21 protein-coding genes are annotated in these 23962 nt (G+C 33.7%); 11 read left to right on the top strand and 10 right to left on the bottom strand.

Translation table 11 applies throughout. The features are described from left to right. Positions 1-90 precede the first annotated feature (90 nt). Together MWU65_RS05690 and MWU65_RS05695 are read right to left on the bottom strand one after the other, a co-directional pair. The gene (locus tag MWU65_RS05690) at positions 91-546 is read right to left on the bottom strand and encodes a thioredoxin family protein (RefSeq protein WP_247076216.1); all 456 of its coding nucleotides are present in this window, start codon (positions 544-546) and stop codon (positions 91-93) included. A gap of 38 nt (positions 547-584) precedes the next feature. Further along, positions 585-911, bottom strand: coding sequence for a YbaB/EbfC family nucleoid-associated protein (locus tag MWU65_RS05695; protein WP_247076217.1), 327 nt, complete (start codon positions 909-911; stop codon positions 585-587). Between the two features lie 60 nt (positions 912-971). Here MWU65_RS05695 and MWU65_RS05700 point away from each other — a divergent pair, with 60 nt between their 5' ends. From MWU65_RS05700 to MWU65_RS05710, 3 genes are all read left to right on the top strand, one after another. Continuing rightward, positions 972-3110: a S9 family peptidase gene (locus tag MWU65_RS05700; RefSeq protein WP_247076218.1), complete on the top strand. Its 2139-nt coding sequence runs from the start codon at positions 972-974 to the stop codon at positions 3108-3110. Between the two features lie 73 nt (positions 3111-3183). Then, on the top strand, positions 3184-4224 hold the full coding sequence (locus MWU65_RS05705) for a cysteine synthase family protein (RefSeq protein WP_247076219.1): 1041 nt from the start codon (positions 3184-3186) through the stop codon (positions 4222-4224). Positions 4225-4348: 124 nt separating this feature from the next. Further along, positions 4349-5608, top strand: a complete 1260-nt coding sequence (locus MWU65_RS05710; protein ID WP_247076220.1) for an aminotransferase class I/II-fold pyridoxal phosphate-dependent enzyme — start codon at positions 4349-4351, stop codon at positions 5606-5608. Positions 5609-5684: 76 nt separating this feature from the next. On the opposite strand, the gene MWU65_RS05715 is transcribed toward MWU65_RS05710, so the two are convergent. Further along, positions 5685-6803 carry a GNAT family N-acetyltransferase gene (locus tag MWU65_RS05715; RefSeq protein WP_247076221.1) on the bottom strand — a complete coding sequence of 373 codons (1119 nt, stop codon included), beginning with the start codon at positions 6801-6803 and terminating at the stop codon, positions 5685-5687. A gap of 84 nt (positions 6804-6887) precedes the next feature. Next, positions 6888-7910, bottom strand: coding sequence for a transporter (locus tag MWU65_RS05720; protein ID WP_247076222.1), 1023 nt, complete (start codon positions 7908-7910; stop codon positions 6888-6890). Positions 7911-8013: 103 nt separating this feature from the next. Here MWU65_RS05720 and MWU65_RS05725 point away from each other — a divergent pair, with 103 nt between their 5' ends. The 4 genes from MWU65_RS05725 to MWU65_RS05740 are packed head-to-tail and all read left to right on the top strand — an operon-like array spanning position 8014 to position 13469. Further along, complete coding sequence (locus tag MWU65_RS05725; protein WP_247076223.1) at positions 8014-8277, top strand: DUF4834 family protein; 264 nt, start codon at positions 8014-8016, stop codon at positions 8275-8277. Positions 8278-8297: 20 nt separating this feature from the next. After that, positions 8298-10733 (top strand): YfhO family protein, encoded by a 2436-nt coding sequence (locus tag MWU65_RS05730; RefSeq protein ID WP_247076224.1) that lies wholly within the window; start codon positions 8298-8300, stop codon positions 10731-10733. Beyond that, on the top strand, positions 10733-12019 hold the full coding sequence (locus tag MWU65_RS05735) for a glycosyltransferase family 4 protein (RefSeq protein ID WP_247076225.1): 1287 nt from the start codon (positions 10733-10735) through the stop codon (positions 12017-12019). The genes MWU65_RS05730 and MWU65_RS05735 overlap by 1 nt, the downstream gene beginning before the upstream one ends. Further along, the gene (locus MWU65_RS05740) at positions 12003-13469 is read left to right on the top strand and encodes a polysaccharide biosynthesis C-terminal domain-containing protein (RefSeq protein WP_247076226.1); all 1467 of its coding nucleotides are present in this window, start codon (positions 12003-12005) and stop codon (positions 13467-13469) included. Before MWU65_RS05735 ends, MWU65_RS05740 begins: the two co-directional genes overlap by 17 nt. A gap of 67 nt (positions 13470-13536) precedes the next feature. Here the strand turns inward: MWU65_RS05740 and MWU65_RS05745 are convergent, their stop codons facing one another. Beyond that, complete coding sequence (locus MWU65_RS05745) at positions 13537-14799, bottom strand: hypothetical protein (RefSeq protein ID WP_247076227.1); 1263 nt, start codon at positions 14797-14799, stop codon at positions 13537-13539. A gap of 307 nt (positions 14800-15106) precedes the next feature. After that, positions 15107-17890: an excinuclease ABC subunit UvrA gene (uvrA, locus tag MWU65_RS05750; RefSeq protein WP_247076228.1), complete on the bottom strand. Its 2784-nt coding sequence runs from the start codon at positions 17888-17890 to the stop codon at positions 15107-15109. 250 nt (positions 17891-18140) lie between these two features. On the opposite strand from uvrA, the gene MWU65_RS05755 reads away from it, so the two are divergent. After that, positions 18141-18722 carry a sigma-70 family RNA polymerase sigma factor gene (locus MWU65_RS05755; protein ID WP_247076229.1) on the top strand — a complete coding sequence of 194 codons (582 nt, stop codon included), beginning with the start codon at positions 18141-18143 and terminating at the stop codon, positions 18720-18722. 233 nt (positions 18723-18955) lie between these two features. On the opposite strand, the gene nth is transcribed toward MWU65_RS05755, so the two are convergent. After that, a complete protein-coding gene (gene nth / locus MWU65_RS05760) occupies positions 18956-19618 on the bottom strand; it encodes an endonuclease III (RefSeq protein ID WP_247076230.1) in 663 nt (220 codons plus the stop codon). Between the two features lie 52 nt (positions 19619-19670). Here nth and bcp point away from each other — a divergent pair, with 52 nt between their 5' ends. Beyond that, complete coding sequence (bcp, locus tag MWU65_RS05765) at positions 19671-20123, top strand: thioredoxin-dependent thiol peroxidase (protein WP_247076231.1); 453 nt, start codon at positions 19671-19673, stop codon at positions 20121-20123. 38 nt (positions 20124-20161) lie between these two features. Here the strand turns inward: bcp and MWU65_RS05770 are convergent, their stop codons facing one another. Then, the gene (locus MWU65_RS05770) at positions 20162-21610 is read right to left on the bottom strand and encodes a TonB-dependent receptor (RefSeq protein WP_247076232.1); all 1449 of its coding nucleotides are present in this window, start codon (positions 21608-21610) and stop codon (positions 20162-20164) included. A gap of 78 nt (positions 21611-21688) precedes the next feature. Here MWU65_RS05770 and MWU65_RS05775 point away from each other — a divergent pair, with 78 nt between their 5' ends. Beyond that, complete coding sequence (locus MWU65_RS05775) at positions 21689-22465, top strand: MBL fold metallo-hydrolase (protein ID WP_247076233.1); 777 nt, start codon at positions 21689-21691, stop codon at positions 22463-22465. Positions 22466-22475: 10 nt separating this feature from the next. After that, positions 22476-22970 (top strand): hydrolase, encoded by a 495-nt coding sequence (locus tag MWU65_RS05780; protein ID WP_247076234.1) that lies wholly within the window; start codon positions 22476-22478, stop codon positions 22968-22970. On the opposite strand, the gene MWU65_RS05785 is transcribed toward MWU65_RS05780, so the two are convergent. Further along, positions 22967-23626 (bottom strand): alpha/beta hydrolase-fold protein, encoded by a 660-nt coding sequence (locus MWU65_RS05785; RefSeq protein ID WP_247076235.1) that lies wholly within the window; start codon positions 23624-23626, stop codon positions 22967-22969. The two genes, MWU65_RS05780 and MWU65_RS05785, sit on opposite strands and share 4 nt — an antisense overlap. 1 nt (position 23627) lies before the next feature. Continuing rightward, entirely contained in the window at positions 23628-23951 is a 324-nt protein-coding gene (locus MWU65_RS05790; protein WP_247076236.1) for a hypothetical protein, read from the bottom strand. Positions 23952-23962 lie beyond the last annotated feature (11 nt).

The raw sequence follows: 23962 nt of genomic DNA on the forward strand, positions 1-23962 counted from the left end.
TAAAGATATAAAATTATTTAGTACAGATTGCCAAATTAAAAGGGCTTTCAATTATTTTGAAAGCCCTTTTAAATGTAGTGTCATTCTATTTTATTCGATGTGTTTTTTAAGGAACTTTATATGTTTTTGTATATTACCATCGTTATTATACCCTGAAAGCGCTCCCATCTCTTTTCCTTCCTTGTTTAATACTTTTAAATTGGGGAAAACACCGCGTTTGTTTAATTGAGCCATAAGGTCCATATTATGTTTCAATTGTTCCGTAGAAATGACCCCTTTTTTTCTGGGTATATCGATATATAGTAGCTCGTAATTTTTAGCAATCTCTTGAAACTCATTGGTGTCGAACAAATCTTTTTTTAATAGTTTGCATGGTCCACACCAATCGCTTCCAGTAAAATAAATTAGAATTTTTTTATCCTGCTTCTTGGCCTTTTTTAGTGCCGTGTTAAAATCTGTCTGCCATTCTACACCGTCATTGCTGCTATAGTCTTGTTGAATTCCAAATGCAAAGGGTATTAAAAAGAGTAGGATTATATATTTCATGTTCCTTTTTTTAAAGTAATAGCAATAATTTTGCCAATCTATTTAAATAACGAATCCATTCCTGGAATATTGGGTAATCCGTCTTTTACAGCGGCAGCTAGTTCTATTTCATTAATTTGTGTAGCTCTTTCTATTGCTCTGTTTAGGGTGCTAATTAGATGATCTTCAAGTTGTTCTTTGTTTGCTAATAGGGCATCACTTATTTCTATATTTTTGATTGTTCTGTTGGCAGTTATAGTTACTTTTAATCCATCATCACTGGATTTTTCATCGATTAAAACCGTATGCAGTCTCTGCTTTTGAGCTTCCACTTTTTTTTGGGTTTCTTTAAGTTTACCCATCATTCCCATCATATCTCCAAACATATTTTGTAATTTAGTTAGATATCCAAAATTACTAAAATGTTTTTTAATTCAATTTTAAAAATGAAAATCATAAAACAATGCTTAGTTCTTTTAGTTAGCCTTATTTTTGCGACTTCATGTAATACTAAGAATAAGCCTATGGCAACCATTAAAATTCCTGTTGCAAAAAAGAACCCTAAAGAGCTAACAAAACATAATGATGTTCGAATTGATGATTACTATTGGCTTAATGATCGGGAAGACAAAGAGGTCATTGCTTATTTGGAAGAAGAAAATGCATACTACAATACCTTAACGGCTCATACCAAAGACTTTCAAACTACTTTGTTTGAAGAGATGAAAGGTCGCATTAAAGAAGATGATGCCTCTGTACCATATAAGCAAAATGGGTATTGGTATACAACACGTTATGAAATAGGCAAGGAATATCCAATATTTGCGAGACATAAAGGAGAAGAGAAGGCTGCGGAAGAAATTATGTTTAATTGTAATGAATTGGCCAAAGGGCATGATTATTTTAATTTGGGCGGAATTTCTATTAGTTCAGATAATAATTTGGCTGCTTTTGGCGTAGATACAATATCAAGAAGAGAGTATACTATAAAAATTAAAAATTTAACGACGGAAGAGGTTTATGAAGACGTCATTGAAAATACAACAGGAAGTAGTGTTTGGGCTGCAGATAACAAAACCTTGTTTTATACAAAAAAGGATCCGGTAACCTTACGGTCCGATAAAATATACAAGCATAAATTAGGGACAGCTGCTACAGAAGATGTATTGGTTTATGAGGAAAAAGACGAAACCTTTAGCTCCTTTATATATAAGACAAAATCTAAAAAATATATAGTCATAGGATCCTCTAGTACCCTAACAACGGAGTATCGTTTTTTGGAAACATCAAATCCAGATGGGGAATTTAAGATATTCTCGAAACGAAAAAGAGGTTTAGAGTATTCCATTGCACATTATGGTAATGAATTCTTTGTACTTACCAATAAGGATAAGGCCTTTAATTTTAAATTGATGAAATGTGATGAGAATGCAACGGAAGCCGACCATTGGAAAGAATTTATCCCGCACCGGGAAGGTGTTTTATTGGAAGATATCGATATTTTTAAAGCCTATTATGTACTTTCTGAACGGGAAAATGGATTAAATAATTTAAAGATAGTTCGCTGGGATACTTATGCCGCTTATTATCTGCCTTTTGAAAACGAAACCTATACTGCTTATGTAGGCGCAAACCCAGATTTTGATACTAATATTTTAAGGTATGGCTATAACTCCTTAACCAATCCTAGTGCTGTTATCGATTTTAATATGGATGACAAATCCAAAGAAATTAAAAAAGAACAAGAGGTTTTAGGCGGTACTTTTGATAAAAACAACTATAAGTCTGAACGCATTTGGGCCACGGCTAGAGATGGTGTAAAAATACCAATGTCCGTAGTTTACCATAAGGACACAAAATTAGATGGTAGCAGTCCGTTACTGCAATATGCTTATGGTTCTTACGGGTATACCATTGATCCTTATTTCTCAACGGTTCGTTTAAGTTTGCTAGACAGAGGATTTATCTATGTAATTGCACATATTAGGGGTGGTGAATATTTGGGAAGAAAATGGTATGAAAACGGAAAGCTCTTGCAAAAGAAAAATACGTTTACAGATTTTATTGACTGTTCTACTCATTTAATTGAACAGAAATATACAAGTAAAGACCACCTATATGCTTCTGGAGGGTCAGCAGGAGGTTTGTTAATGGGTACAATTTTAAACCTGGCGCCAGAACTTTATAATGGTGTTGTTGCAAGTGTTCCTTTTGTAGATGTGGTTACAACTATGCTCGATGAGTCTATTCCGCTAACAACGGGAGAATATGACGAGTGGGGAAATCCTAACGTTAAAGATTATTATGATTATATGAAATCATATTCACCATATGATAATGTTGTTGCGCAAGCTTATCCAACGATTTTGGTGACCACAGGTTTACATGATTCCCAAGTACAATATTGGGAGCCAGCAAAGTGGGTTGCTAAACTAAGAGACCTAAAAACAGATTCTAATTTATTGTTTTTAGATACCAATATGGAAGCTGGTCATGGCGGTGCATCCGGTAGGTTTGAAGCCCTAAAAGAGGTGGCCAAAGAATATGCATTTTTGCTAGATTTAGAAGGTAAAATTAAGATTTAAAAAAAAATAACTAAATTTGCCACGTAATTGATAAGTAAATCAACAAATCTTATCAATCTATAACCAAACACGCATGGAAAATAAAATCAATGCCTACAGTAATATTTTAGAATTAATTGGAAATACACCACTAATTAAAATTAATAAAATTACTGAGTCTTTTGAAGGAGAGTATTATGCCAAGGTTGAAGCTTTTAATCCTGGTCATTCTGCAAAAGATAGAATTGCTATTCATATTATTGAAGAAGCAGAGAAAAAAGGAATCTTAAAAGAAGGGAGTACAATTATAGAGACTACTTCTGGCAATACGGGTTTTAGTATCGCTATGGCAAGTATTGTAAAAGGATACAATTGTATTCTTGCCGTTAGCTCTAAATCTTCACCAGATAAAATTGATATGCTTCGTACTATGGGAGCACAGGTCTATGTTTGCCCAGCACATGTTAGTGCAGATGACCCGCGGTCATATTATGAAGTAGCCAAAAGATTACACCAAGAAACGGAAGGATCTATCTATATAAATCAATATTTTAATGCGTTAAATAGAATGGCGCATTACCGTTCTACTGGGCCGGAAATTTGGGAACAAACCAATGGTAATATTACTCATTTAATTGCTTGTAGTGGCACTGGAGGTACTATTTCAGGAACCGCTATGTACTTGAAAGAGCAAAACCCAAAAGTAAAAGTTATTGGTGTAGATGCATACGGTTCTGTATTAAAAAAATACCATGAAACTCGTGAATTTGATGCAAATGAAATTTATCCCTACCGTATTGAAGGTTTGGGAAAGAATTTGATTCCTGGCGCTACAGATTTTGATGTTATAGATAAGTTTGTTAAGGTATCTGACGAAGAAAGTGCACATACTGCAAGAGAAATCTCTAGTAAAGAAGGTATTTTTGCAGGCTATACATGTGGTGCTGCTATGCAAGCGGTAAAACAATTGTACGCAGAAGGAGAGTTTAATCAAAATAGTAGGGTCGTAATTATATTTCCAGACCACGGTTCACGATATATGAGTAAAATATATAGCGATGAATGGATGGAAGCGCAAGGCTTCTTAAATGCAGTAAAAGCAGAGGAAAAACCAGAAATTCAATTTGTTAAATAACAAACAAATTGTCCAATAAATATTAAAAACAATGAAATAAATTTCATTGTTTTTTTTTGTTCGTGAAATTGTTATGAAAACTTGCCAAAATTCTATATTTTTGCAAACAGCCAAAACAGCTTAGATGAGAGATTTATTTGATAGAATACTAGCAAACAAGGGTCCATTAGGAAAATGGGCTTCGCAAGCCGAGGGATATTTTGTTTTCCCTAAATTAGAAGGAGTTATTTCCAATAAAATGAAATTCCAAGGGAAGGAAGTTATTACTTGGAGTGTTAATGATTACTTGGGTTTGGCAAATCATCCTGAAGTTCGTAAGGTTGATGCGCAAGCAGCCGCAGATTACGGTTCTGCTTATCCAATGGGTGCTCGAATGATGTCTGGTCATACAGATTTACACGAAAAACTTCAAAATGAATTAGCGCAATTTGTAAATAAGGAATCTGCTTATTTATTAAACTTTGGATATCAGGGTATGGTTTCGACCATTGATGCCTTGGTTTCTAAGGATGATATCATTGTATATGATGTAGATTCGCACGCCTGTATTATTGATGGTGTTCGTTTGCATATGGGGAAACGATTTACCTATAAGCATAACGATGTAGAAAGTTTAGAGAAAAATTTAGAGCGTGCTACCAAAATGGCAGATCAAACTGGAGGAGGTATCTTAGTAATCTCTGAAGGTGTTTTTGGAATGCGTGGGGAGCAAGGAAAATTGAAAGAGATTGTAGCACTTAAGAAAAAATACAATTTTAGGTTTTTAGTTGATGATGCACACGGTTTTGGTACCTTAGGTAAAACGGGGGCAGGAGCAGGTGAAGAGCAAGGCGTTCAAGATGATATTGATGTGTACTTTGCCACCTTTGCAAAATCTTTAGCCAGTACAGGAGCGTTTATTGCTGCTGATAAAGAAATTATTGATTATTTAAAATACAATTTGCGTTCTCAAATGTTTGCAAAATCATTGCAAATGCAGCTTGTTGTTGGGGCATTAAAGCGTTTAGATATGCTTAAAACAATGCCAGAACTAAAAAATAAGCTTTGGGAAAATGTAAATGCATTGCAAAGCGGATTAAAAGAACGTGGTTTTGATATAGGAACAACAACCAGTTGTGTAACACCTGTATTCTTAAATGGAAGTATACCAGAAGCTATGGCTTTGGTTAGGGATTTAAGAGAAAACTATGGTATTTTCTGTTCTATTGTGGTGTATCCGGTAATTCCTAAGGGGTTAATTCTATTGCGAATGATTCCTACTACTACCCATACACTAGAAGATATAGCAGTGACATTAAACGCTTTTGATGCCATACGTGAACGTTTGAATAACGGTACCTACAAAAGACTTTCTGCTGCTGTAGCAGCTGCTATGGGCGAATAGTCTATTTTATTTCATATAAAAAATCCCAAGTAATAAGTATTACTTGGGATTTTTTTTTTGGTGATCTATACATCAACTAGATGTTTTTTCTGTAGGTTCTACGTCTTCTAAAAATCTCTGGATCAAAATTTTTCCAAAGTTGTCTAATTGCTGTGTTTTCTTCTAATTCTGGAGTTCTTATACAATTTAGTATGTTTTTTTCCTTAAATGTTTTGTGGTATTCATTAAAAAGAATGGCAGTAACCCCCTTGTTTTGGTATTCTGGATGTACGCCTATGAGGTAAAATATAACTTCTTTGCTATGTTTTTTTGCTTTTAGTAAATGGTAAGCGCCAAAGGGGAAAAGTTTTCCTTTTGCTTTTTGTAAGGCTTTAGAAAAGGATGGCATTACAATAGAAAAAGCGACAAGATTATCGTCTTTATCCACAACAAATTTGATGTATTCTGGGTTAATAAAGCTAATGTATTTCTTTTTAAAATGCTCTTTTTGAATATCGTTAATGGGAACAAAAGAAGACAAGGAAGCATAAGAATCGTTAAATAGATCAAACATCTTGTCTGCCATAGGCATTACATCCTTGGTCTTTGTAAAATTAAGCGCTCGTAATTGATATCTTTTTTTTACTAATTCTTGTATCCTTGCAAAGAACTCTGGTTTTGCATTGGCAAAAGGAAACTTGTTTTCTAGGTATTCCTTTTCTTTTACAAGGCTATATTGTTCATAATGTTTTACATAATAGGGGTGGTTATACCATGTAATCATATTGCCAATATGTTCATAGCCCTCAGTGACAACACCAACTTTATCCAAATTAGAAAAACCTACAGGTCCTTCCATATATTCTAAGTTATTTTGTTTGCCAATTTCTTCAACCTTTTGTAAAAGGGCATCAGATATGGCGGTATCATCATAAAAATCGAACCAGCCAAACCGCATTTTTTTTACTTTCTGTTCCTTTACTTCTATCCAATTTACAATAGCAGCAATTCGGCCAACAATTTTATGGTCTTTATAGGCTAGGAAGAACCAAGCATCCGCATCTTTAAAAATGGGGTTTTTTTCCTTGTCAAAAGTATTTAATTCATCACTAATTATAGGGGGTACCCAATAGGGAGAATCTTTGTAAATAGCGAATGGAACCTTTACAAATTTCTTTAAATCGGCCTTTGATGTGGCTTCTACTACAGTAATCATATTCTAAAATATTTTGTAAGTCCAATATTAGGAATATTAATCTATAAGAGAAAGCTTGTTGTTTAAAAGTTTACGAGATCGTAACTAAAATTCAATTTCATCAATTTCTTGAGGCGTCCTTTTAGAGTTTTTGTTTTTCTTACTTTTGGATTTGGCCTTTTTTCGAGCCCTTTTTAAATCCTTCTTTCTAATTTTCCCGTCTTTGCCTGTGGCATTTTGATCTTCAATAGCAATTTCCTTATCCTTGTGCATATCCAATCGATATGAAAATCCGGCCGCCGCAAATAATCGGGTAGGAGTGTCCTTAATGTTGGCTCCTATATGTACGTCTACTTGCATATTCTTTCCTAATAAGTGGGCTGCACCTCCACGAAAAATAACGTCGGCATACCGATCACTTTTTATTCCTTGATTTTCTGCAAATACACTCCACTTCGGATTTCTAAGCGCGTGAGATAAGGATATAATATAATTCCATTCAGGAAAGTCTGTTCCAATTCTATCATAGGCAACATTAGTGATAAGCACAAATTTAGGCGATAACCTACTTTGTGTGGCAATCATAGCTCTTGGTGAAATTATAGCTTCATTGGGGTAGTACGGATTGTCTCCCAATACAAAATTGGCACCTCCATATACAGAAATTGCAGGGATTAAATTTTTAAGTTGAAACCTATTGTTCGCCTTCCAGCTGTACAAATTGGGTTTATTTCGCTCCTCATTCTTATAGGGATCATAAATTAAATATTTAAGTCCTAATCTATTTCGTTTAAATGCCGTGTATTTCTCATCAGGAAAACCAACGTTAGAAAAACTTCGATTTTCATTTACAAAGGTCCCTTCGTAATACAGTTCTAATTCTTCAAATAGCAGCCCATACCTAAGAGCTATATCGGCCCCTAAAAAGACAGAAGAGGTGTTTAGTGTATTGTGGTCTTGTTTTTCATAGGATATTCCAAATTCTGACTGTAATACATTAGTTCCAATAGCATATGCACTTACAGATTTACCCGGTCTGTTAGAGTTAATCACATCTGTATATTGTGAAATTCCCAAAAAAGGTAGCACGATAAGAATATAAAGGAATCCAATTTTTAATTTTTTCATACTATTGTGGTTATCTAAAGTCACTTTTATAATTATTTTAAGAGTTTTACTCTCTATATACAACGACAGAATTGTATTTTTGATATAAATTTTTAAAACAATTATGGATTTTTTAATAACCATTCTGGTAATTATTGGGGTTTACTACCTAATAAAATATTTAGTGCGATTATTTGCTCCAAAAATGCTTAATTATGCAGCGAAGAAAACAGAACAACATTTAAAGAAAAAGTTTGATGAATTTGCTCAACAAAATTCTGGGAATCCGGAGAATAAGGAGAAAGCATACCCAAATAAAAAGACAGATTTAAAAGCGAATCCATCCAAGAAGGTTGGTGAATATATCGACTTTGAAGAAGTAGACTAACTGTAGTTTAAAACCAACCAATGAAACTTAATTTAAAATTTTTTATTCTTAACTTTTTTGTTTTAGCAATCTTTATCGTTACATCATTGGCCTATTTTAGTCCAGTTTTACAAGGGAAAAAAATATTCCAATCCGATATAGCTCAATATACAGGAATGGCCAAAGAGCAAAATGATTTTAGAGCCAAAACGGATCAAGAACCCTACTGGACCAATAGTGCTTTTGGAGGCATGCCAACGTATCAACTGGGAGCTAATTATCCGCACAATTACGTAAAGAAGTTAGATAAAGTTATACGATTTTTACCAAGGCCTGCAGATTATTTATTTCTTTATTTTCTAGGCTTTTATATTTTATTATGTTGTTTAAAAGTAGATTATAGGTTGGCTGTGCTTGGCGCCTTAGCCTTTGGGTTTTCTACCTATTTAATTATCATTATTGGCGTTGGCCACAATGCAAAGGCCCATGCCTTAGGATACTTACCGATGCTTCTAGGAGGAATAGTGTTGACCTTTAGAAAAAAGTACATGGCTGGCTTTCTATTGGCTGCGATAGCAATGGCATTAGAAATTAATGCAAACCACTACCAAATGACCTATTACTTTATGCTTTTGGTGCTGATTCTGGGTGTGGTATATTTAATTGATGCTTTAAAAAAGAAACAGTTAAAACATTATTTTGCTTCCGTAGGGATTTTAATCGTTGCTGTGGTGCTTGGTATTGCTACCAATGCTACAAACTTAATGGCTACCAAAGAATATTCGGATTGGAGTACTCGTGGAAAATCTAACCTTAGTATTAATCCAGATGGTACCGAGCGGATCAGTACAGGGGGGTTAGACAAGGAATATATTACCCAATACAGTTATGGAATTGCAGAGTCTATGAATATATTTATACCGAGGTTGTTTGGCGGCTCTAATGCTGAAGACCTAGGAAAGGATTCTAAAACATACGACTATTTAATTGATAAAGGTCTTTCTAGCTCAACCGTCTTAGAATTTACCCAGGGGCTAAATCTATATTGGGGCGATCAGCCCGGAGTAGCAGGTTCGGCTTATGTTGGTGCAATTTTATTTTTCTTATTTGTTTTTGGTTTGTTTATTGTCAAGGGAAAAGCAAAATGGTGGTTGTTGGGGGGAGTAATCATGTCATTGGTACTTTCCTGGGGTAAAAATTTTAGCGCATTAACTGATTTTATGATCGATTATTTTCCGCTGTATGACAAGTTTAGGGCAGTATCCTCTATACAGGTTATTTTGGAATTATGTATACCAATTTTAGCAATTTTAGCCTTGATGAAATTGTTTAAAAATGAGGGTGATCAGAAGGATTATATCAAAAAATTAAAATTAAGTTTTGGAATTGTTGGAGGCGTTTGTGTGGCTTTATTTTTGACAAAAGGGATGTTTTCTTTTGAAGGACAAAGTGATTCTGTTTTACAAAAGTATTACGGGGCCGAAGTTTTAACGATGATGAAGTTAGACCGAGAAGCAGTGTATACAAGCGATATTATTCGTTCATTTAGTTTTATACTACTGGCGGCACTTACCCTTTGGTTTTTTATCAAACAAAAAATAAATAAAAATATAGTAGTTGTACTTCTTGGCTTGTTAATCTTATTAGATTTAGTTGGAGTAGCCAAGCGTTATGTAAATGATGGTGATTTTGTTAGAGCAAGACAGATGGAAAATCCTTTTCCTGAATCAAATGCAACAAAGCAAATAAAAAAAGACAAGTCTGTATATAGAGTATACAATCCTTCTGAGGGTCTAAATGGGGCAAGTACTTCGTTTTATCATAACTCCATTGGGGGTTATCACGGGGCTAAACCTGGAGCAATGCAAGATTTGTTCGATTTTCATATTTATAAGAACAATGTAAGGGTATTAAATATGCTTAATGTTAAGTATGTATTTCAACAAGATGAAGAAGGGAATAGTTACCCAGCTATAAATCCCAATGCCTTAGGAAATGCGTGGTTTGTAACTCGATTATTAAAAGTGAATTCAGCCAATGAAGAAATAATGGCACTTGATAGTTTACATGTGGCAACAGAAGCAGTTGTCAATACATCTGATTTTCCATCAATTTCTAAATTTAATTTTGAAAAAGATACTACGGCGAGCATTCACTTAAAGGAATATAAACCAAATCACTTAACCTATACGTCTTCTAGTGCTTTTAACTCCTTGGCCGTTTTTTCTGAAATGTATTATAAGCATGGTTGGAATGCCTATATTGATGGTAATATTATTCCGTATTTTAAAGTGAATTATATTTTACGTGGGTTAGAAGTTCCAGCAGGGGATCATATTATTGAGTTTAAATTTGAACCACAAGTTGTAGTGACAGGAAGTAAGATTGCCTTAGGTAGTTCTATTGCCTTAGCTGTTATTGCATTGGTAGGAATGGGTATTTCATTTTGGAGGTCTAGAAAAAAGAAGGTATCCTAATGCAGAAGGTACTCATCATTACCTATTATTGGCCACCGGCAGGTGGTCCTGGAGTGCAGCGATGGTTAAAATTTGTAAAATATCTTCAGGATTACGAAGTTGAACCTATTGTTTATATTCCAGATAATCCTAATTATCCTATTATTGACGAATCATTCGTTGATGAGATTCCCAAGAATATAAAAATATATAAGCATCCTATTAAGGAGCCATATGGGTGGGCTAATTTTTTATCAAAAAATAAAACAAAACAGATTAGTTCAGGAATAATTCAGCAAAAGAATCAGTCTTTGGTTGAAAAAGTATTGCTTTGGGTCCGCGGTAATTTCTTTATTCCTGATGCACGGAAAAATTGGGTAAAACCCTCCGTTTCCTATTTGACAGAAATATTAAAAAAAGAAAATATAAAGACGGTAATCACTACTGGTCCGCCGCATAGTGTGCATCTAATAGGGTATAGACTACAACAAAAAATAGGTGTAAAATGGGTGGCAGATTTTAGGGATCCATGGACCACTATAGGGTATCATAAAAAATTAAAACTCAGTGCTGCATCAGAAAAAAAGCACAAAGACTTAGAGCATTTGGTATTGAATAGTGCAGATAGTGTTATAGTGACGAGCACTACCACAAAAGAAGAATTTTCTAGCATAACCAACAAGCCTATTGAGGTAATTACCAATGGATTTGATGGTCCTATTTCTGATGCTTTGGATTTAGATGTACAGTTTACCATTTCTCATATCGGATCTTTGTTAACAGGTAGAAATCCTTTGAACCTATGGAAGGCCCTATCGGAATTAATTGATACCAATGAAGCTTTTAAAGAACATTTAAAACTTCAATTTGTGGGTGTAGTTAGTGAAGATGTATTGGCTAGCATTTATGAATATGGCTTAGAACCCTATGTTAAGCTAATTGGGTATGTTTCTCATACTGACGCTATTCACTATCAAGAGAAATCTCAAGTTTTGTTGCTATCAGAGATAGATTCGCCAGACACAGAGGGTATTATTGCAGGGAAACTGTTTGAATATATGAGGGCCAAAAGACCTATTTTAGGAATAGGTCCAAAGAACTGGGAGGTAAGCTGTATTATCAAAGATACAAATACAGGAGTTGCTTTTGATTATTCAGATAATTCTAATTTAAAAAGTTTACTTTTAGAATGGTTTAAGTTGTATCAAGAAAAGAACCTAAAGGTTCAGTCTACCAATATATCGAAATACAGCAGAAAAGAACTTACAGCTAAATTAGCAGCACATATCTATGGGTATCGTATTTAAACAAACACTAAACAATACCATCATTACCTTTTTGGGCTTTGGGATAGGTGCAGTAAACACACTTTTTTTATACACCAATTTTTTAACGGAAGAATACTACGGTTTGGTAATGGTTATTTTAGCCACGGCTGCTATTTTAATGCCCGTATTAACATTTGGCGTACAAAATACATTGGTTAAGTTTTATAGCAGTTATAAGAATTCTAAAGATACCGACGGATTTTTAAGTTTAATGCTACTCTTGCCGTTAGTACTTATAGTACCACTAGCCTTATTTAGTTATTTTGCAAATGACCTTATTGGGCGTTTTGTAGCAGGAGAGGAAAATATTTTAGTTAAAGATTATATCTGGTATATCTTTTTGATAGGGCTGGCTATGGCTTATTTTGAGGTGTTCTACGCTTGGGTAAAAGTCCACATGAAATCTGTTTTTGGTAACTTTATGAAAGAAGTTTTCGGTAGATTGTGTATTGCTATTTTATTAGGATTAGTCTATTTTAATGCAATTACGGTCCCGTTCTTTCTCAAGGCATTAGTGGGGGTTTATATCCTACGAATGTTGATTATGAAAATTTATGCATTTATTTTACATAGACCAAAATTAACATTTCATTTTCCTAATAATGTAATATCCATTATAAAATACAGTGCCCTAATAATACTGGGAGGTTCTGCCGCCGTAGTGCTATTAGAGGTTGATAAGTTTATGTTAAACCGGTATGTAGCTATAGAAAATATCGCTTTTTATGGGGTATCTGTTTTTATTGCCACGGTTATTACGGTGCCTTATAGGGCGATGCATCAAATTACATATCCGCTAACGGCTAAGTTGTTAAATGATAAAGACAAAGCAGGCTTAAAAAAACTGTACAAAAAGTCATCATTAACCCTGTTTATTGTATCCGGAATTTTATTCTTATTGATTATTTTAAACATTGAAGAATTGTACAAATTAATGCCTGAAGCCTATAGGGGAGGGGTAACGGTCGTTTTCTTAATAGGGCTTACAAAAGTATTTGATTCAATTCTGGGTAATAATAATTCCATTCTTTTTAATTCGGATTATTACAGGGCTGTTTTGGTAATGGGCGTGCTTTTGGCTGTTGTTGTGGTTTTATTAAATTATTTATTTATTCCGATCTACGGTTTAGAAGGTGCTGCTTGGGCTACATTTATTGCAATCGTAAGCAATAATATTATTAAGGTTGTGTATGTTGAATTTAAATTTAAAATGCATCCATTTACTTTAGATTCGCTAAAAGTATTTGCACTTTTAGTAGCTCTAGGAATAGGATTCTTTTTTATTCATTTTAATTTTCACCCCATCTTAAACATAATTATCAAAAGTGTTCTCATGATTTTGGTCTATGTTGGGGCACTGTATATATTTAAAATTTCTGAGGATGTGTACGCAATTTTTTCATCCTACAAACCTAAAAATAAAGGGTAAAAAATAAAAGCCTCAGAGGAATAAATCTCTCTGAGGCTTCAACAACCAACCTAAAAACTATCTTTAATTACCTTACAGAACTTCTACTTCTTGTATTTGTGCTACTTCTTTTAGAGCTAGAAGGTGCCTTGGCAGAACTTCTTTTAGAGCTACTACTTCTCGTAGAGGATACCCTACTTTTACTAGAGCTACTTCTAGATGGTGCCTTTGTGGCGCTACTTTTAGAACCTCTGCTTGCCGTAGACCTATTAGCCGTTGATCTAGTTGTACTTTGGGGTTTTTTATAAACCGTTGTTTTACTTTTTATAGAACTCCTATTTGCAGGAGTGCTATAAGAACTAGACCGTGTTGTAGATCTTGTATTGCTATTAGCAACTGGCTTCCTTGTACTACTAGATTTACTTACGCTAGTTCTCGGTGCGCTAGTATTTCTATGTATGGTACTGGCTCTCTTAGAATTGCTAGAAACAGAATTTCTACTACTTCTTTGTGCTACAGCCTTTCTTGAAGTCCCCTTGTCATAAGCAACAGACCTATTTGATCTCACTTGTTTTTGTGCAACGGCTTTCGAGTTGGTTCTATAGCCATTTGTTCTAACTGTTCTGTTACTTCTTTGTGTTACACGCCTATCATTCTTATACACTTTAGCTCTACTATTGTGATTGTAGTGTTTGTTGTACTTGTAATGTTTTCCAATTTTCACATAGGAGTGCCTTACATTATTATGATATGGGTTATAGTACGTATATCTTACTGGACTATAATATCTTCTATAAGGGATTGTTTGTACTAAGCGTAAATTTAGAGCGGGTCTAATAAAAAACCGGTCAAAAGGCCTGAATACATAATTTCTATTGTATACATTGATGTATCCTCTGTGATAATCATAATATCCTCTGTTGTTGTAGTAAATATTCATACTACCTAACCTAGAAATTCTATTGTTACTATAGTTGATATTGATATTACCTATTTGCTCAACCCTACCGTAATAATCGTAATAAATTGGAACATTTTCTATTTGTAAAATTGCTCCGTAATCATCATATTGCACATATGGATTGTAGTCATATCCTGTATTAAAGGTAATATTACTATTTCTACCTAAACTAATATTGGCATTTACATTAACTCTATTGTTAATGTAAAAATCGAATTCACCATCGGGAAAAATTGAAAATGTAATTCCATCTTCTACAAAGACAAAAGAATCGTTATAGCTATAAGCATTGCTATTTGCAACCTTATCATCTGTGTTTTCTATTGTTACAGCCAATGTACTGAATGTACCAACTATAAGTGCTGTTAAAAAGAGTACTGATTTTTTCATAATATAAGGTTTTATAATTTCAGAACGCAACTGTTTACATTCTGATAGCTATATTACAAACAACGTGCCAAAATATATAAAACTACTTTAGAATACTGGTAATCAGTTATTTAAAATTTAATGTTTTAAAATGAATTGTGATTTATATAATCTCTAATTACTACTTTTAGTATAATTTATTTGAAACCCAAGGGTATTTTGGAATAATTTATTTGGTAATTAGGAACCATCTTAGCCCTTGTTATAGTCCTTAATTTGTGTAGTATTTAAATTTATTATGGTAATAACAAACGGTTAAGGAACGGTATTAATTGTTTAATTTCTCTTTTAAATACTTTGTTGTATGCGATCTTTTGTTTTTTATAATTTCTTCAGGGGTGCCTTCTGCAATTAATTCACCGCCCTCAGAGCCTCCGTTAAGACCTAAATCTATAATATAATCGGCACATTTTATTAAATCGATATTATGTTCTATTACAACCACAGAGTGTCCTTTAGCCAGTAAAGCATTAAAGGATTTTAGTAATTTTTTTATGTCGTGAAAATGAAGTCCGGTTGTTGGTTCATCAAAAATAAACAACGATTTGTTCGTTGTTTTCCCTTTAATTAAGAACGATGCGAGTTTTATACGTTGGGCTTCCCCTCCAGATAGCGTAGAAGAAGACTGTCCTAAAGTTACATAACCTAAGCCTACATCTTGTAGGGGTTTTAGCTTGGTCATTATTTTAGTTTGCTGCTGTTCCCCAAAAAAGTCGATGGCATCATCAATAGTCATGGTGAGAATATCATCTATATTAGCCCCAAAGAATTTTACTTCTAGGACTTCTTTTTTAAATCGTTTCCCGTTGCAGGCATCACATTCCAAATGAACATCGGCCATAAACTGCATCTCCACTGTAATTTCACCTTCGCCCTTGCATTTTTCACAGCGTCCGCCATCTACGTTAAACGAAAAGTGTTTGGCTTGGTATGCTCTTAATTTGCTTAGTTTCTGTGAAGCAAAAAGTGCTCTTATGTCATCGTATGCCTTAATATAGGTTACTGGGTTAGATCTAGATGACCTGCCAATTGGATTTTGATCTACAAACTCAACATTTTTAATTTCCTTGTATTTCCCTTCTACCTTCGTATACTGTCCGGCTTTAACACCATAACCTCCCACTTCTTTTAATACAATGGGATATAAAAGGTTTTTAACCAAAGTACTTTTACCACTACCTGAAACTCCGGTGATCACAGTAAGCACGTTTAAGGGAAAGGTAACATCTATGTTCTTTAGATTGTTTTCCCGTGCGCCTATAATTTTGATATAATCTGTAAATGTTCTTCGTTTCTTTGGAACCTCAATTTTTTTGGTTCCATTTAAATAGCTCGCGGTTAAAGATGACGAAGCTAATATATCTGCCATAGTTCCATTAGCAACAACCTCACCACCATGCGTTCCTGCCTCTGGGCCTATATCTATCACTTGGTCTGCAGCTTTCATAATATCTTCATCGTGTTCTACCACAATAACGGTGTTGCCTAAGTCTCTTAGCGATTTTAATACGTCTATTAAGTTTTCTGTATCCTTTGGGTGCAACCCAATACTAGGCTCATCTAAAATATACATAGAGCCCACTAGACTGCTTCCTAATGAAGTTGCCAAGTTTATTCGTTGACTTTCACCACCAGACAAGGTGTTGGATTTTCGGTTTAATGTTAAGTAACGCAATCCAACTTTATATAAAAAATTTAACCTGGTTGTTATTTCTTGTAAAAGCCTTTTGGCGATTTGGGTATCATAGGCATCCAATTGAATAGTATCAAAAAAATGGGTAAGGGTATCTATTGGCATCTCTACCAATTGCGAAATACACTTCTTATTTACCTGAACATAATCGGTTTCCGTGCGTAAGCGTTTTCCTTTACATTGGTTGCATTTTGTTTTGCCTCTATAGCGCGACAACATAACCCGATTCTGAATTTTATAGCTCTTCTCTTCTAACATTGCAAAAAACTGCGTTAGTCCGGTGAAATATTCATTACCATCCCAAACAAGTTGCTTTTGAGCTTCGGTTAATTCATACCAGGGTTTGTGAATGGGAAAATCAAATTTATATGCTGCAGCAATAAATTCATCCTTGTAGGCACCCATACTTTCACCTTTCCAAGGGAACAGCGCACCTTCAAAAATTGATAATGCTGTATTTGGTACTACTAAGTCCTGATCAATACCGATTACATCTCCATATCCTTCACATTTAGGACAGGCGCCAAAAGGATTGTTAAAACTGAATAAATGTACGTTAGGTTCAATAAAGCTAATACCATCTAATTCAAACTTATTACTAAAAGTAGTTTGTTTTCCAGTGGCTAACTCTTCAATAATACAATTACCTTGGCCTTCAAAAAAAGCGGTATCAACTGCATTTGCCAATCTATTGTAAAAATCTTCATCATCCTTAGTAATGATTCTATCAATGACCAAATCAAACTTCCTACCTATTTTTGTAATAGAATCATCAATACGTAAAATTTCACCTTTATATTTTATTCTAGCATAACCTTGTTGCGAAAACATTTCTAAGGCTTTTAAGGGCTCTCTATCTTTTATGACATCAATAGGTGCCAATAATAAAAGTTTTGTGTCGTCATCATACGTTTTAATATGATTCATAACATCGGTTACGGTATGCTTCTTAACTTCTTTACCAGATACCGGAGATATGGTTTTTCCTATTCTAGCGTATAACAGCTTTAAATAGTCATAAATTTCCGTTGTTGTTCCTACTGTAGAACGAGGATTCGTAGAATTAACCTTTTGTTCTATTGCAATGGCCGGAGATATACCTTTAATATAATCTACTTTAGGCTTATCTAACTTTCCCAAAAATTGCCGAGCATAGGAGGAAAGACTCTCTACATACCTACGTTGGCCCTCTGCATAAAGAGTGTCAAAAGCAAGGCTAGACTTACCGGAACCTGATAAACCTGTAATAACAACTAATTTATTTCTAGGAATAATTACATCTATATTTTTGAGGTTGTGCAGTTTGGCACCTTTTATAATGATATTATGTTTGGGGTCGACGTCTAAAACTGTATTCATGTTCGTATTTAATAGTGTAAAGATACAATTTGTACCTTTTAATATCCACAAAAGACCCTTTTACATCAAAAATTGCTGTAATCACAACAATCATTTTTACTAAAGGTCTTATTTTGTATATATTTGAAGTGTAATTAAACTTATAGGCCTATACAGCGAACATTACTTTTTTAAAACTATAACATATTGACTGCGCTAATTTCTCATACTGGGAGAGGTGCATATTTATAACCAAAAAAAAGTAATTTGTATGGAACTACAGATTGAAGACTCAGCATTAGTAAAAAGTTATATTAGAGGAGATGAAAAATCTCTTGAAATTTTGATAAAAAGGCACAATCAGCGAATTAGTAGCTTTATTTATTCTAAAGTTTTGGATCGAGATATAACTGAGGATATTTTTCAAGATACCTTTATTAAAGTAATTAAAACTTTAAAAAAAGGATCCTATAGTGAAGAGGGTAAATTTTTACCTTGGGTAATGAGAATTGCACACAACTTGATTATAGATCACTTTAGGAAAAATAAACGAATGCCTAAGTTTGAAGGTAGTGATGATTTTAATATCTTTTCAGTGATTAGTGACGATAAGTTAAATGCTGAAAAACAATTAATAAAAAATCAAATTGATACAGACCTTAAAGTTCTTATAGAAGAATTGCCAGACGATCAAAAAGAAGTTTTACTAATGCGTATCTATAAGGATATGAGTTTTAAAGAAATTTCTGAGAATACTGGAGTAAGCATTAATACTGCACTTGGTAGAATGAGATATGCTTTAATCAATATGCGAAAGATCATAGAAAAGCACAATATCGTTTTAACGAATTAATTGGTTTTCTACCGAAAGGCATAATATTTCTAAAATAGTGGCGTTATCTTATTATAACAATACTATTTTATATGGAAAAAATTTACTCTAAACAACAAAACAACTCTTGTGGATTAGCAAAAGCATCGACGGAAACAGTTCAGTTTTTATTGAGTTTCTCTAAATCAATGCATGTTATAAACTACAAGGAAATGCAATTTGAAAACATTTTAAACTAAACAAAAGAGCCGCTACTAGCGGCTCTTTTTTGTTTTATAGTACTCGTTTATTACGGTTTTCCTACCAATTGTCTTTGTAATTATATCCTTTTCTAAATCCCACCCTCTAGCAGGTGAATATTGACGCCCATACCAAATAATTTGAAGGTGTAAATCATTCCATATTTCTTTGGGAAATAAGCGTTTTGCATCCTTTTCTGTTTGCACTACATTTTTTCCGTTGGTAAATCCCCATCGATACATAAGTCGATGTATATGAGTGTCTACAGGAAAAGCAGGTATGCCAAATGCTTGTGAAATTACAACGCTTGCCGTTTTATGGCCAACAGCTGGTAATTCTTCTAAGGACTCCAAATCTCGAGGTACCTTTCCGTTGTGTTTGTCAATTAATATTTTTGAAAGCCCGTATATTCCCTTAGATTTCATTGGGGACAGCCCAACCGGTTTAATTATTTCTCTAATTTCTTCAGCAGTTAGTTTTATCATATCATAAGGGTTATCTGCTTTTTCAAATAATAGTGGGGTAATTTTATTGACACGTACATCTGTACTTTGGGCAGACATAAGAACTGCAATTAGCAGGGTATAAGGGTCTTTATGGTCTAATGGAACCGGAATAGTTGGATAAAGTTCTTGTAAGGTTTGTATTGTAAATGTAACTTTTTCTGCCTTCGTCATTTTTACTTAATTTTACTAGAAATTAATAAAAACGAATTTAATTAAAATACTTATGAATACTTTAAAAGTAGGAGACAAAGTACCAGAATTCACAGCCATAGATCAAGATGGCAATTCAATAAATTTATCAGATTATAAAGGAAAAAAATTAATTGTATTTTTTTATCCTAAAGCAAGTACTCCTGGTTGCACGGTTGAGGCTTGTAATTTACGGGACAATTATAAAGAACTACAAGCAGAAGGATTTGAATTATTAGGGGTTAGTGCAGATTCTCCTAAAAGACAATCTAATTTTAAAAATAAGTATGAATTCCCATTTCCATTGCTAGCAGATGAAGATCATACGGTTTTAAATATTTTTGGAGTTTGGGGAACTAAAAAATTCATGGGAAAAGTATATGATGGGATCCATAGAAAAACATTTTTATTGGATGAAAATGCAATTGTTACCAAGGTCATAGACAAAGTGAAAACAAAAGAGCATACCGCTCAGATTCTAGAATAAAAGTTAATAAAAAAAACCGCAGTAAACTGCGGTTTTTTTTATTTAGGTTCTTCTTCTTTTCGAACAAATAGATTGTTTTTCTTTATGGTTTCTGCAATACCTTCAGGCAACATTTTTTCCCATCCCTCTTCACCATTCCTCATTTTCTTTAAAACATCCCTAGAGAAAATATGCAGTATTTCTGGATCATAATCAAAGATATCCATCACCTTACCATTGTATTTAAAGAACTTGTATAGTTCTTTCATTCTAGGGTGAACCTTTACATTATTACTTGTCATGATTTGACCTGTTTCCTCATTTTTCATAGGATACAGATATACTTTTAAATCTTTAAAGAATAATTTGCCAAAAGCTTCAAGAATACCCCCACTTAGATGTCGGTAGTACTTTTCATCAAAAACTTCAACCAGATTATTAACTCCCATAGTTAACCCAATTTTGGCCTTAGTATAGTTGCTAAAATATTCTACTAGCTTATAATATTCCTGAAATTTAGAAATCATAACGGTATGGCCTAAAGAGCATAATAGTTTTGCTCGGTCCATAAAGTCTTGTTCATCTATTTCTCCACTTGCTTTAAGATTTGAAAGGGTTATTTCAAAAATAACTATGGTTTTGTCTGGATTTACGGTTTGTTCTCCTAGAAAAATATCATGTGATTTCTCGAACATATCCATATTTACTTTGGTTACGGGTCTATAACTACCCCGTAATGCTAAGATGTTCTTTTTGTATAATACCGTTGCTGGTAATAAATTGTTGCCATCTGGTCCAAACATAACAGCATCTGTCATATCATTTTTAATTAACTGTAAGCTAATTAATCTATTGTCTACATTTTTAAAATTAGGTCCAGAGAAATTAATCATATCAATTTCTACGGTATCATGGTCTATGTGGTCGTATAAATATTTAAGTAATTTTATGGGCTTATGATATTTATAAAAAGCTCCATATATAAGATTAACCCCTATTGTTCCTAAAGTTTCTTGTTGTAACCTGGCTTCGTTTTGTTTAAAACGAATATGCATTATTATTTCATCTAACTCTTTTTGTTCTGGGTCTAATTGAAACCGAATTCCAACCCATCCATGGCCTTTATATTTTTTAGCAAAGTCTATTGTAGCAACTGTATTGGCATACGAGAAAAATAATCTATCAGGATGTGTTTCTCTACTAATGCGCTCTTCCATAAGTCTCATTTCATGGGAAAGCATCTTTTTTAACCTTGATTGAGTTACGTATCGCCCATCAGGCTCATCTCCATAAATAGCATCACTAAAATCTTTGTCGTAAGCACTCATAGCTTTTGCTATAGTACCTGACGCCCCGCCAGATCTAAAAAAATGCCTAGCCGTTTCTTGTCCGGCACCAATTTCAGCAAAAGTGCCATAGATATCGGGATTTAAATTTATTCTAAGAGTTTTTGCTTTTATAGACGGTATATTCTCAAAAGCAAAATCCTTTTTCATAACTGATGACATTCTTCTGTGTTTTTACAATGCCCAAAGTTAACAAGATAGATTCATCTATTAAATAAATATGTTATAAATTTGATAAAAATGAAAGGATTGTTGAAAATTACATTTTTAGGTACAGGTACATCACAGGGAATGCCTGTCATTGGTAGTAATCACCCAGTTTGCCTAAGTACTAATAAAAAAGATAAACGCCTTAGGGTATCTGTATTAATTTCATGGGGATCATACAATTATGTGATCGATTGTGGCCCGGATTTTAGACAACAAATGCTTACAAACCCTATAAGTCACTTAAATGGTATTCTCTTTACACATGAGCATGCAGATCATACGGCAGGTTTAGATGATATAAGGCCTTTTTGTTTTAGACAAGGAGCTATTCCTATTTATGCGGATAGACGAGTACTCAATGCTTTTAAACAACGCTTTGCCTATATTTTTAATGAGGAAGAACGCTACCCAGGAGCACCGGAGTTGCTCAGTAATGAATTCAAAGAAAACACCTCGTTTGTTATTGGTGACAAGGAAGTAATGCCAATAAAATCATTGCACATGAATTTGGAGGTATTTGGTTTTAAAATTGATGATTTTGTGTACTTAACCGATGTAAAGGTTATGGAAGATAGTGAGATTGAAAAAATAAAAGGAGTTAAGGTATTGGTCGTTAATGCCTTGCGTGTAGACCCTAGTCCTTCACATTTTAATCTTCAGGAAGCCCTTGAGTTTGTTGAAAAGGTACAACCACAAAAAGCCTATTTTACACATATTAGTCATTTGTTAGGTTTTCATGATGAAGTGGAAAAAATATTGCCAAAAAATGTACATTTGGCATATGATAATTTAACATTAACGATATAGCTTTAATCTAATGAAGAAGAATTTATTATTATACCTATTTATATTTGCAGCATTAATAGCGTTGTACCAATTTGTAAGTGCAAGTAATATGCTAAAAGATAAAAATGGCAAGATAGATTTCTTACGATCTAAAGTAGTTAGCCTAGAAGATTCTGTGCAAACGGCAGCGATAAAAACAATGGATCTTCAATATTTTCTATTGGAAAATAATGATGATGCTTTGTCTTATTACGATCATTTGAAAATTAAAAATCTTGCACGGTACATTGCTGATAAGCTTATTGAAACCAATGAAGCAAAAGGCGATAACCCTTTAGTTCCTTATGAAGGAATGGAAGGAGATTTTAAAATAAATAAAATTAAAGTACTAAACCATAAATGGATTATTTCTGATTTCTCTGATGGCAAATTCTGGGGAGAATTATTGATTAAGTATGAGCTTAAGGATGATTTAAGCATAGACTTTACTTTAATAGATCATCTATTATACCGTAGGAATAATTAAATTTTATCTTTCAACCATTCTTTTAGTGAATAGAAATTCTGAGGAGAAACCCCATGTCCAATAGGGAATTCTTCATACTTGTGTTTAATCTGTAAATTCGATAATATAAGTGGTGTCTTTTGTGCCCAACTAACAGGAATTACCTGATCTACAGTTCCGTGAGAAGCGTATATATTTAAATGACTTAGCCCTTTTATATCCGTTTCTGTGTCTATTAAGTTTTCATTGATATATCCACTTAATGCGATAACATTTTTTATTTTTTCTGGATAAGAGATTGCGGTAGCATAGCTTAATATTGCGCCTTGACTAAACCCTAAAAGCGTTACATTGTTTTTGTCTAAGAAGTAGGTATTGCATGCCTCTTCTATAAAATTTAGTATTTTTTTTATTGAAAGCAAGGCCTCTTGATCATCACTCCATTTTCCTTTTTCGGCATCAAAATTAATAGCATACCAAGCATTACCATATGGTTGCATAGGGTAGGGAGCCCGGATAGAAATTACACAAAGCTCCTCTGGTAATTCTGCTGCAAAAGAAAAAAGGTCTTCTTCATTACTTCCATAACCATGAAGCATAAATAATACAGGAGTTTTATCTTTAAGTATTGTTGCTGGTTTTATAAGGTGATGTAGGGATAGGGGTGCTGTTGTCATGCTATTGAATAAAAGTAAACCATTTTTGAGAAATATCACCGAGTATTGGAATCGGTTGTTTTTTGTTGTTTAATACGCCTAAGAAACCATAGGTCCAAAGTACCATATAAGAAATATACAAACCTATAGAAGCATAAAAATCTAACCATTGACTAATGAACAATGCAAATGCGATAAAAAATAAATTCAATCCAAATGCTTGTCGAATATGGAAGCGCGCAAATTCATCTTTTGGTTCCATATTCATTGTTAAGGCAATTAAGGTACCAACAGGTGATAGGTAGGTTAGAATTGCAGTAGTTTTACCCTTGGGTGAATCACTCATAAATGTAATGT

The sequence above is a fragment of the Cellulophaga sp. F20128 genome (genome assembly GCF_023015805.1).
In the GTDB taxonomy this organism is placed as follows: domain Bacteria; phylum Bacteroidota; class Bacteroidia; order Flavobacteriales; family Flavobacteriaceae; genus Cellulophaga.

Bases quoted from the DNA above. Each gene is read 5' to 3' on its own strand.
- MWU65_RS05690 (WP_247076216.1), bottom strand. From the start codon at position 546: ATGAAATATATAATCCTACTCTTTTTAATACCCTTTGCATTTGGAATT.
- MWU65_RS05695 (WP_247076217.1), bottom strand. From the start codon at position 911: ATGTTTGGAGATATGATGGGAATGATGGGTAAACTTAAAGAAACCCAA.
- MWU65_RS05700 (WP_247076218.1), top strand. From the start codon at position 972: ATGAAAATCATAAAACAATGCTTAGTTCTTTTAGTTAGCCTTATTTTT.
- MWU65_RS05705 (WP_247076219.1), top strand. From the start codon at position 3,184: ATGGAAAATAAAATCAATGCCTACAGTAATATTTTAGAATTAATTGGA.
- MWU65_RS05710 (WP_247076220.1), top strand. From the start codon at position 4,349: ATGAGAGATTTATTTGATAGAATACTAGCAAACAAGGGTCCATTAGGA.
- MWU65_RS05715 (WP_247076221.1), bottom strand. From the start codon at position 6,803: ATGATTACTGTAGTAGAAGCCACATCAAAGGCCGATTTAAAGAAATTT.
- MWU65_RS05720 (WP_247076222.1), bottom strand. From the start codon at position 7,910: ATGAAAAAATTAAAAATTGGATTCCTTTATATTCTTATCGTGCTACCT.
- MWU65_RS05725 (WP_247076223.1), top strand. From the start codon at position 8,014: ATGGATTTTTTAATAACCATTCTGGTAATTATTGGGGTTTACTACCTA.
- MWU65_RS05730 (WP_247076224.1), top strand. From the start codon at position 8,298: ATGAAACTTAATTTAAAATTTTTTATTCTTAACTTTTTTGTTTTAGCA.
- MWU65_RS05735 (WP_247076225.1), top strand. From the start codon at position 10,733: ATGCAGAAGGTACTCATCATTACCTATTATTGGCCACCGGCAGGTGGT.
- MWU65_RS05740 (WP_247076226.1), top strand. From the start codon at position 12,003: ATGGGTATCGTATTTAAACAAACACTAAACAATACCATCATTACCTTT.
- MWU65_RS05745 (WP_247076227.1), bottom strand. From the start codon at position 14,799: ATGAAAAAATCAGTACTCTTTTTAACAGCACTTATAGTTGGTACATTC.
- uvrA (WP_247076228.1), bottom strand. From the start codon at position 17,890: ATGAATACAGTTTTAGACGTCGACCCCAAACATAATATCATTATAAAA.
- MWU65_RS05755 (WP_247076229.1), top strand. From the start codon at position 18,141: ATGGAACTACAGATTGAAGACTCAGCATTAGTAAAAAGTTATATTAGA.
- nth (WP_247076230.1), bottom strand. From the start codon at position 19,618: ATGACGAAGGCAGAAAAAGTTACATTTACAATACAAACCTTACAAGAA.
- bcp (WP_247076231.1), top strand. From the start codon at position 19,671: ATGAATACTTTAAAAGTAGGAGACAAAGTACCAGAATTCACAGCCATA.
- MWU65_RS05770 (WP_247076232.1), bottom strand. From the start codon at position 21,610: ATGTCATCAGTTATGAAAAAGGATTTTGCTTTTGAGAATATACCGTCT.
- MWU65_RS05775 (WP_247076233.1), top strand. From the start codon at position 21,689: ATGAAAGGATTGTTGAAAATTACATTTTTAGGTACAGGTACATCACAG.
- MWU65_RS05780 (WP_247076234.1), top strand. From the start codon at position 22,476: ATGAAGAAGAATTTATTATTATACCTATTTATATTTGCAGCATTAATA.
- MWU65_RS05785 (WP_247076235.1), bottom strand. From the start codon at position 23,626: ATGACAACAGCACCCCTATCCCTACATCACCTTATAAAACCAGCAACA.
- MWU65_RS05790 (WP_247076236.1), bottom strand. From the start codon at position 23,951: ATGAGTGATTCACCCAAGGGTAAAACTACTGCAATTCTAACCTACCTA.